10 protein-coding genes are annotated in these 9,095 nt (G+C 72.9%); 4 read left to right on the top strand and 6 right to left on the bottom strand.

The features are described from left to right. From GEV28_RS40540 to GEV28_RS40525, 4 genes are all read right to left on the bottom strand, one after another. On the bottom strand, positions 1-1,497 hold a 1,497-nt coding region (locus tag GEV28_RS40540; RefSeq protein ID WP_291419423.1), incomplete at its 3' end, for a phage holin family protein. Next, the gene (locus tag GEV28_RS40535) at positions 1,494-2,099 is read right to left on the bottom strand and encodes a VTT domain-containing protein (protein ID WP_291419427.1); all 606 of its coding nucleotides are present in this window, start codon (positions 2,097-2,099) and stop codon (positions 1,494-1,496) included. The genes GEV28_RS40535 and GEV28_RS40540, both read right to left, overlap by 4 nt. Positions 2,100-2,104: 5 nt before the next feature. Then, entirely contained in the window at positions 2,105-2,911 is an 807-nt protein-coding gene (locus GEV28_RS40530) for an MBL fold metallo-hydrolase (RefSeq protein WP_291419421.1), read from the bottom strand. A gap of 39 nt (positions 2,912-2,950) precedes the next feature. Beyond that, entirely contained in the window at positions 2,951-3,430 is a 480-nt protein-coding gene (locus GEV28_RS40525) for a hypothetical protein (RefSeq protein ID WP_291419418.1), read from the bottom strand. Positions 3,431-3,504: 74 nt separating this feature from the next. Between GEV28_RS40525 and GEV28_RS40520 the strand changes: the two genes are divergently transcribed. Next, positions 3,505-3,963, top strand: coding sequence for a DUF4396 domain-containing protein (locus tag GEV28_RS40520; protein ID WP_291419416.1), 459 nt, complete (start codon positions 3,505-3,507; stop codon positions 3,961-3,963). Positions 3,964-3,999: 36 nt separating this feature from the next. Here the strand turns inward: GEV28_RS40520 and GEV28_RS40515 are convergent, their stop codons facing one another. Both GEV28_RS40515 and GEV28_RS40510 read right to left on the bottom strand, forming a co-directional pair. Continuing rightward, positions 4,000-5,274 (bottom strand): multidrug effflux MFS transporter, encoded by a 1,275-nt coding sequence (locus tag GEV28_RS40515; protein ID WP_291419414.1) that lies wholly within the window; start codon positions 5,272-5,274, stop codon positions 4,000-4,002. A 103-nt stretch (positions 5,275-5,377) separates the two neighbouring features. Then, the gene (locus GEV28_RS40510) at positions 5,378-5,641 is read right to left on the bottom strand and encodes a DUF2631 domain-containing protein (RefSeq protein ID WP_291419412.1); all 264 of its coding nucleotides are present in this window, start codon (positions 5,639-5,641) and stop codon (positions 5,378-5,380) included. Between the two features lie 147 nt (positions 5,642-5,788). Between GEV28_RS40510 and dxr the strand changes: the two genes are divergently transcribed. From dxr to ispG, 3 genes are all read left to right on the top strand, one after another. Then, complete coding sequence (dxr, locus tag GEV28_RS40505) at positions 5,789-7,021, top strand: 1-deoxy-D-xylulose-5-phosphate reductoisomerase (RefSeq protein ID WP_291419410.1); 1,233 nt, start codon at positions 5,789-5,791, stop codon at positions 7,019-7,021. A gap of 4 nt (positions 7,022-7,025) precedes the next feature. After that, the gene (locus GEV28_RS40500; protein ID WP_291419408.1) at positions 7,026-8,234 is read left to right on the top strand and encodes an RIP metalloprotease; all 1,209 of its coding nucleotides are present in this window, start codon (positions 7,026-7,028) and stop codon (positions 8,232-8,234) included. A gap of 24 nt (positions 8,235-8,258) precedes the next feature. Next, positions 8,259-9,095: flavodoxin-dependent (E)-4-hydroxy-3-methylbut-2-enyl-diphosphate synthase (ispG, locus tag GEV28_RS40495; RefSeq protein ID WP_291419425.1), on the top strand; the 837-nt coding region annotated here is incomplete at its 3' end.

The raw sequence follows: 9,095 nt of genomic DNA, 5'->3' as shown, positions 1-9,095 counted from the left end.
CTCGGCGGTCGCGCCGGCCCGCGCGGCCCTGGCCCGCAGCGCCCGCGCGATCGGCCCGCCGCCGGCCGTCCCGGCGAGTGCCGCGCCGAACTGCCATCCGGTGACCGGCTTGGCCTTCGAGTGGCCGTCCGGCCGCGGCGGTGCCCCGCACAGGCGGCCGACGAGCGCCTCGACGGACTCGCCGAACCGGTCGTTGAAAGCCCAGCCCTGGGTGACGCCGTGGTCGGACAGGACGACGAGCTTGTACCGGCGCGGCGCGAGCTGGGCCGCCCGGTGCAGCCGGCCGATCTGCTGGTCGATGGCGCGGATGACGGCCAGCGCGTCGAACCGCTCGATGCCGGTGTGGTGGGCGACCTCGTCGTAGCCGAGGAAGTCCGCGTAGACGGCCGGCCGGCCGGCGAGCATGTCGCCGATGATCGCCGAGACGACGAGATCCCTGGCGATGACCGTGGTGCCGGCCCGCGCGAACGGGTAGAACCCGCCCCGCTTGACCCGCGGGCGCACCCCGGCGCGGCGCTGGCGCACGGACGCCGAGATCTCGCGCAGGACGTCGACGAGGGCGGCGCCGAACGTCCGCATCACGTTCACCGGGTTGGCGAAGTAGGCGTAGTACCCGTCGCCGGTGCGCGTGCGGGGCCGGCGCGGGCTCGACGGCGTGAGCAGCGGCACCGCGCTCATCGTGAGGCTCGCGTGGGCCGCGTCGCCGGTGAACAGGCCGCCGCGCGCGGCGCCGCCGCCGGCGAGCAGCCCCCGGCCGTCGGAGTGCCGCCGCTCGATCTCCGCGGCGTCCGCCGGGTGCGCGCAGGCCATCACGTGGTCACGATCCTTTTCATACCAACGGAAGCCGAGGATGTCGTCGTTGGACCCGTGTAGCAGACCGCACACGCTCGCGCCGGTCTGCGAGCTCCAGTCGCAGTGCCAGTCGGTGAGCACGTGGCTGCCCTCGGCCAGCCAGCTCGCGAGCGTCGGCAGGTCGCCGTCGCGGACGGCGCGGCGTGCGGTGTCGTAGCCCAGCCCGTCGATCTGCAGCAGCAGCACGCCCGGCGGCTCGTCCCCGTCGTCGCCCCCGCCCCGCCGGAACCGCCGGGCCGCGCGTCGGAAGAACACCTCGTCCTCGTCGAGTGCGAGCGCGCTGCTGACCAGCGCCGCCACCGCCGACATGACGATCGCGACGACCACCGCGGTGCGCAGGTTCGCGATCATCACGCCCGGCACGGCGAAGGAGATCCCCAGGATCCCGGCGCCGAGCAGCAGGAACGAGCCGATGCCGAGGGTGAACACCGCGACCGGCAGCGCCACCCGCAGGATCAGCGGCCACACCACCGCGCTCAGCACGCCGAACATCGCGGCGAACACCGTGGGCTGCCACCACCGCGGCATCGCGAAGTCGTCGAGCCACAGGTCGAGCAGGTGCAGCGCGACCGCGACGAGCACCCACACCAGCACGAGGCGGGCGACAAGGCGCCTGCCGCGCAGCAGCCGTCCGGTTTCGGTCATGTCCGGGTGACCGTCTCCGCGCGGCCGCGTTCCCTGCGCCGTTCCCTGCGCCGCGACAGCCAGGTGGTGAGCAGCGTGACCGCGAGGACGAGCAGGGCCGCGATGAGCGTCGCGATCAGCGGGTTGTCGAAGAGCCCGCCGCTCAGCACGCCCAGTGCCGCGTACGCCACCGCCCACAGCAGGCACGCGCCCGTGGCGGCCGGCACCAGGCGCCGCCACGGGTAGTCGAGGGCGCCAGCGGCGAGCAGCACCGGGATGCGCCCCGCGGGCACCAGCCGGCCGATCACGACGAGCTGCCAGCCGCGCTTGGTGAACCTGTCCCGCGCGGAGGCGAGCCGCTCCTCGGACTGCCGGCGCGCGAACCAGCGGGTCATGGGACCCCGGCCACCCCGCCCGGCGGCGAACGTCACGAGGTCGCCGATCAGCGCCGCGACCGTCGAGATCAGGACGACGAGCACGAGGTTGAGATGGTCGGTGGTCGTCGCGACCGCCGCCGCGGCGCCCACGATCGCGCCGGTCGGCACCACGGGCACGATCGAGCCAAGCAGCACGCCGCCGAAGAGAACCGGGTAGCCGATGGCCGACGGGTCCGTCCAGTCCAGAACGTTCATCCGCGCGTGCCGCGGGCGAGGTCGGGGAGGGCGACGTCCTCGCCGGGCTGGGTGACGACGACGCGGGTCGGTGAGCCGGCGGCCTCGGCCGCGAACTCGCGCGGCGGGTCGACGAGCAGGCGGCGCATGCGGGCGCCGTGCCGGCCGGGGGCTCGGGGAAGGCCGGCGAGGGCGAGCGTGCCCCAGTGCACGGGAACGGCGACGCGCGGCCGGAGCAGGTCGAGCGCCTCGGCGGCGCGGGCCGGAGTGAGGTGGCCGGGACCCAGCGTCGGCCCCCAGCCCCAGACCGGGAGCAGGGCGACGTCGATGTCGCCGAACCCGGCCATCTCCGGGAAGAGGTCGGTGTCCCCGGCGGCATAGACCGTGGTGTCCGCGCCCTCGATGAGATGGCCCATCGCCTCGGCCTGCGGGCCGCGGGTGGATCGCGGGCCCCAGCGGTGGCCGGAGTGCGCGGCCGGCACCCCGGTGACGCGGAGGTCGCCGTCGACGAGCTCCTCGCCGGGCGCGAGCTCGTCGACGTTGCGGACGCCCTTGGACCGCAGCCAGTCGCCGGCCCCGCGCGGGACGACGACCCGCACGTGCTGGCCGAGCAGCCGCAGCGACGGCAGGTGCACGTGGTCGCCGTGCAGGTGGGACAGCAGGACGAGGTCGACGTCGGCGCGGTCGGCCGGTGTGCTCGAGGACGTGACGCGGGTCAGCGCGGAGACCCGGTCGGTGAGCACGGGATCGGTGAGCACGACCCGCCCGGCCAGCTCCACCCGCACGGTGGAGTGGCCGACGAAGCGCAGGCCGAGGGGAGACACGTTGCCGAGTATTCCAACCCGCGGCCGTTCTGGCAGCCCTCAGGGGTGGCGACCCCGCGAGTCCGCCGGGGACCGGGGACTCGCGGGGTCAGGGGCGGCGCTCGGGTGTGGTGCGGCGGCGACGGCTGGTGAGCATGACGACCTGCGCGAGGGCGAGGAGGAAGGCGAGCGCGGCACAGCCGTAGCCGAGGCCTGCCCCGGTGGCGACGGCCGCCAGCGTCGCCAAGCTCGCGGCCCTGCTCGGCGGATCCCATCGGTATGGCCGAGCCGTTCCGGGCGAGTGGACGCGGCGAGCGCGGCGAAGCCGAGTGGGGTGATCAGGCCGGTGCCCGCGCCGACCCGGTCGGCGATGGCGCCGAACACGGGGTTGAGCAGCACCTCCGCCCCGTCGTAGAGCGCCAGCAGCCCGCCGAGCACCGGCAGTGAGGTCACCGCGTCGTCGGAGTGTCCGCCGAGGCTGGCCGCGACGCCGTGCGCGCCGAAGGCCGTGGTGAACCCGGCGGCGCAACGCGGCCACATCCGTCCCCACGCGCTCGCTCACCCATGCTATGGTCGACCAGATACCCCATAGGGGTATGGAGAGGAGTCGAGAGATGTCGACCGAACACAAGCCGGGGGCCGGTTGGGGGATGGCCGTGTCGGCCACGCTGCACTGCCTCACCGGCTGTGCGATCGGCGAGGTGCTCGGCATGGTGATCGGCACCGCGCTGGGCTGGGGCACCCTCGCCACCGTCGTGCTCGCGATCGCGCTGGCGTTCGTCTTCGGCTACGCGCTGACCATGCGTGGCGTGCTACGCGCGGGTGTCGGCTTCCGGCGGGCGCTGCGGGTGGCGCTCGCGGCCGACACCGTGTCGATCGCGGTGATGGAGATCGTCGACAACGCGGTGATAGTCGGGGTTCCCGGCGCGATGGACGCGGGTCTTGCCGACTGGCTGTTCTGGGGCGCGCTCGCGTTCTCCCTGGCGGTCGCGTTCGTGCTGACCGTGCCGGTGAACAAGTGGCTCATCGGCCGCGGCAGCGGCCACGCGGTCATGCACGAGTACCACCACTGACGGATCTCCACGGTCCGCGGACCGTGGAGATCCGGGTCAGTCGGCCAGGGCCGGGGCGGGGGAGCGGCGGGACCGCCAGACCGTCGCGCCGAGGGCCAGCCACGCGATGGCCGAGCCCGCGGTCATCGTGACCGCCATGGCCGGGCCGTCGTTCCCGAAGACGCCCACCAGGGGAGCGATCAGCGCGCCCAGCCCGAACTGGGCCGCGCCCAGCAGGGCCGCCGCCGTGCCGGCCGCCTCGCCGTGCCGGGACAGGGCGAGCGCCGGCGCGTTCGGGAGTACGAAACCGATGGCGCCCAGCAGGAGGAACAGCGGGATGACGAAGCCGACCAAGCCGCCGCCCGCCACCGCGAGCAGGGTCAGGACCAGGCCCGACACCACCGCCGCGGCTAGGGCGTAGAACACGATCCGCTCCGGCGAGTACCGGTTGAGCAGCACCACGTTCAGCTGCGACGCCCCGATGATCGCGACCGCGCCGATGCCGAACACCAGGCCGAACTGCTGCTGGTTGAGGCCGTACCCGTCCTGCAGCACGAACGACGAACCCGACACGTAGGAGAACAGCGCCGACATTCCCAGCGCGGCCACCAGCGCCAGCACCACGAACTGACGGTCCGTCACCAGCGACCGGTACGTCCGCAGCACCGGGCCGAGCGCGCCGGTCCGGCGCCGCGACACCGGCAGCGTCTCCTTCAGCAGGAAGATCGCCACCAGCATCAGCGCCACCCCGAGCACCGCCAGCACCGCGAACACCCCGCGCCACGAACCGGTCAGCAGGACCGCCGCGCCGATCGTCGGGGCCAGGATCGGGGCCGCGCCCATCACGAGCATCAGCCGGGACAGGGCCGTGGCCGCCGCGCGGCCGGTGAACAGGTCGCGCACCACGGCCAGCGCCACCACCATGGCCGCCGCCGCGCCGACGCCCTGCAGCAGCCGCAGCACGCCGAGCACCGCCACGTTCGGCGCGACGAGGCACAGCAGCGACGCGACGACGTGCACCGCGGTGCCGAGGATGAGCGGCCGCTTGCGGCCGACGGCGTCGGACAGCGGGCCGATGACCAGCTGGCCGAGCCCCAGCCCGAGCAGCGTGCCGGTGAGCGTGAGCTGCACCGCCGAGGACGTGGTGAGGAGGTCGTCGGCGATGGCCGGCAGGGCCGGCAGGTACATGTCGATCGTGAGCGGGCCGAGTGCGATCAGCGACCCGAGCACGAGGATGACCCGCACCCTGGCGAGCCCGGTGGGCGGCTCCGGCGAGTCGGACGGCGTCGGTGCGGGGGTGGGGCGTGCCGGGGACAGCGTGGCGCGATCCATCAACGGCCTTTCGGAAGGGGGACCCAGGAACTGACGTCGTCGTCAGCTCAGGTCAGCAAACCTCCCGCACGGTTTGTTCCCCGCGTCCCACCAGATGAGAGCGCTAACGCCGCCAGGACGTGCGCTGCCGGACCCGGTGGCCGACCAGCGCCGCGACCAGCGCGATGCCGATGCCGAGCAGCCACAGCCGCTCGGTCTCGGCCACGTGGTTGCCGATGAACGCCATCAGGAACATCGCGATCGCGGAGATCCAGCCGCCGATCTCGCGGCCACGCGGGAACCGGCCGTGCCAACCCCACTCAGCGGACGGCTCCTCGTGCGGGTCGACCGCGTTCTTCGGCCGCTTCTCCAGCTGTGAGCCAGCCACGTTCCCTCCCGGCACCTCTTGATCCTTGTCGCACATGCTCCCACACCGCCCCGACACCCTCCGCGCACCATGCGGGAGCGGCCCGGGAGCGCCGCTCCCGCACCGTGCGCGAGCGGCCCGGACCGATCGGGAAGAATGGGTGCCGACATGACCAGACGTACCGTTCTTGTTCTCGGCTCCACGGGCTCCGTCGGCGTCCAGGCCCTCGACGTCCTCGCGGCCAACCCCGACCGGTTCGACGTGGTCGGCGTGGCGGCCGGCGGCAGCGACCCGGCGACCCTGGCGGCCCAGACCATCGCCTCCGGCGCAGGGTCGGTCGCCGTCTCCCGCTCGACCGCCGCCGAGGACGTGCAGCTCGCGCTGTACGCCGAGGCCAAGCGGCGCGGTTACGAGCAGGGCGCGTTCGGCATGCCGCGCATCCTCGCCGGCCCGGACGCGGTGGCCGAGCTCATCGACACCACCCCGGCCGACATCGTGCTCAACGCGATCACCGGCTCCATCGGCCTCGAGCCGACCCTGCGCGCGCTCGGCACCGGCGCCACCTTGGCACTCGCCAACAAGGAGTCGCTGATCGCGGGCGGTCCGCTGGTGCTGCGGGCGGCGCGGCCTGGCCAGATCGTGCCGGTCGACTCCGAGCACTCCGCCATCGCGCAGTGCCTGCGCGGCGGGCACGCGGCGGAGGTCGAGCGGTTGGTGCTCACCGCGTCGGGCGGCCCGTTCCGCGGCCGGCGGCGCGCGGACCTGGCCGATGTCTCGGTCGCCGCCGCGATGGCGCACCCGACCTGGGACATGGGCCCGGTCATCACGATCAACTCGGCCACCCTGGTCAACAAGGGCCTCGAGCTCATCGAGGCGCACCTGCTGTTCGACGTGCCCTACGAGCGGATCGACGTCGTGGTGCACCCGCAGTCGATGATCCACTCGATGGTCACCTTCACCGACGGCTCCACCCTCGCCCAGGCCAGCCCGCCGGACATGCGGCTGCCGATCGCGCTGGCCCTGGGCTGGCCGGACCGGGTGCCCGGGGCCGCGCGGTCCGCCACGTTCGCGGAGCCGACCGCGTGGACGTTCGAGCCGCTGGACCACGAGACGTTCCCGGCCGTGCGGCTGGCCCGGCAGGCGGGCGAGGCGGGTGGCTGCCTGCCCGCCGTGTACAACGCGGCCAACGAGGAGGCGGTCACCGCCTTCGCGGAAGGACACACGGCCTTCACCGACATTGTGGACACTGTGCACCGAGTGCTCGACGACGCGGACGGCTGGCACACCGAGCCGTCCGGGGTCGAGGAGGTACTCGCCGCGGAGAGCTGGGCACGAGCCCAGGCCAGGCAGCGGCTCGGGGCAACGGTTGAGCTCGGCACCACCGGGCAGGGAGAGGACTGACGACGTGCTCGCGTGGATCCTGGGGATCATCCTTTTCGCGCTCGGTATCTGCATATCCGTCGCGCTGCACGAGGCCGGCCACATGGGCGCGGCCAAGATGTTCGGGATGCGGGTCCGCCGCTACTTCGTCGGCTTCGGCCCCACGATCTGGTCGTTTCGCCGTGGCGACACCGAGTACGGCCTGAAGGCCATCCCGGCCGGCGGCTTCTGCGACATCGCCGGCATGACCGCCCTCGACGAGGTGACGCCCGAGGAGGCGCCGCGGGCGATGTGGCGTTACGCCACGTGGAAGCGCTTCGTCGTGATGGTGGCCGGCTCGGTCACGCACTTCATCGTCGGCTTCGTCATCCTCTACCTGATGGCGGTCACGATGGGCCTGCCGAACCTGAGCTTCGACGTGAACACGGTGCGGCCCGAGGTCGGCACGGTCAACGACTGCGTGGTGGACAAGGGCGCCACGTCGAGCGACGGCTGCGAGTCCGGAGCGGCCGCGCCCGCCAAGGACGCCGGCCTGCGCCCCGGCGACGTCGTCCAGTCGGTCGACGGGACGCCGACGCCGACCTGGGAGGACATGGTCGGCAAGGTCGAGGGCCTGTCCGGGCCGGCGGAGTTCGTGGTCCGGCGGGGGAGCGAGACGCTCACCCTGACCGTCGACGTGGCCCAGGTGACCGGCGCCGACGGTGGCAAGGCCGGCGCGATCGGGGTGTCCGTCGCGCTGCCGCCGGCGATGAACACCTACGGCGCGCTCGACGCGTTCGGCGGCGCGGCGAGCTTCACCGGCGACATGTTCGTCGGCGTGTGGAACGGTCTGCTGGCGTTCCCGGAGAAGATCCCGAAGGTCATCGAGGCGATCGGGGGCGGGGAGCGGGACCCGGAGACCCCGGTCAGCGTGGTCGGCGCCAGCATCATCGGCGGCGACGCGGTGGAGCGCGGCCTGTGGGTGATGTTCCTGCTGCTGCTCGCCACGCTGAACTTCTTCATCGGCGTGTTCAACCTGCTGCCGCTGCTGCCGCTGGACGGCGGGCACATCGCGGTCCTGTTCTACGAGAAGATCCGGGACTGGCTGCGGTCGCTGCGGGGCAAGCCGGCGGGTGGTCCGGTCGACTACTCCAAGTTGTCGGCCGTGACGATGGTGTTCGTCCTCATCGGTGGCGCGGTCGTGTTGTTGACCGTCACAGCCGACATCGTGAACCCGATCCGAATACCCCAGTAAGCTGTTGTCGTGACCGAAGGCATCATGCTGGGCATGCCCGCGACTCCGCCGCCCGTGCTGGCGGAGCGCCGCATGACCAGGCAGCTGATGGTCGGCGGTGTCGGGGTCGGCAGCGAGCACCCCATCTCGGTGCAGTCGATGACGACCACGGTCACCGCGGATGTCAACGCCACGTTGCAGCAGATCGCCGAGCTCACCGCGGCCGGCTGCGACATCGTGCGGGTGGCCTGCCCGTCCCAGGACGACGCCGAGGCGCTGCCGGCCATCGCCTCGAAGTCGCAGATCCCGGTGATCGCCGACATCCACTTCCAGCCGAGGTACGTGTTCGCCGCCATCGAGGCCGGCTGCAAGGCGGTCCGGGTGAACCCGGGCAACATCAAGAAGTTCGACGACAAGGTGAAGGAGATCGCCGCGGCCGCGCGCGACCACGGCACCCCGATCCGGATCGGCGTCAACGCCGGCTCGCTCGACCCGCGGCTGCTCGCCAAGTACGGCAAGGCCACGCCCGAGGCGCTGGCCGAGTCGGCGCTGTGGGAGGCGTCGCTGTTCGCCGAGCACGACTTCCACGACATCAAGATCTCGGTCAAGCACAACGACCCGGTGGTCATGGTGCGCGCCTACGAGATCCTCGCCGAGCAGTGCGACTACCCGCCGCACCTCGGCGTCACCGAGGCCGGCCCGGCGTTCCAGGGCACGATCAAGTCCGCGGTGGCCTTCGGGGCCCTGCTCCGTCAGGGCATCGGCGACACGATCCGGGTGTCGCTGTCCGCGCCGCCGGTCGAGGAGGTGAAGGTCGGCACGCAGATCCTGCAGTCGCTGAACCTTCGGCCGCGCAAGCTGGAGATCGTGTCGTGCCCGTCG

Origin of the sequence: Actinophytocola sp., from assembly GCF_009379765.1 — a bacterium.
Classification (GTDB): domain Bacteria; phylum Actinomycetota; class Actinomycetes; order Mycobacteriales; family Pseudonocardiaceae; genus Actinophytocola.
The sequence above is the reverse complement of the archived record's forward strand: the minus strand, read 5'-3'. Positions and strand labels throughout refer to the sequence as shown.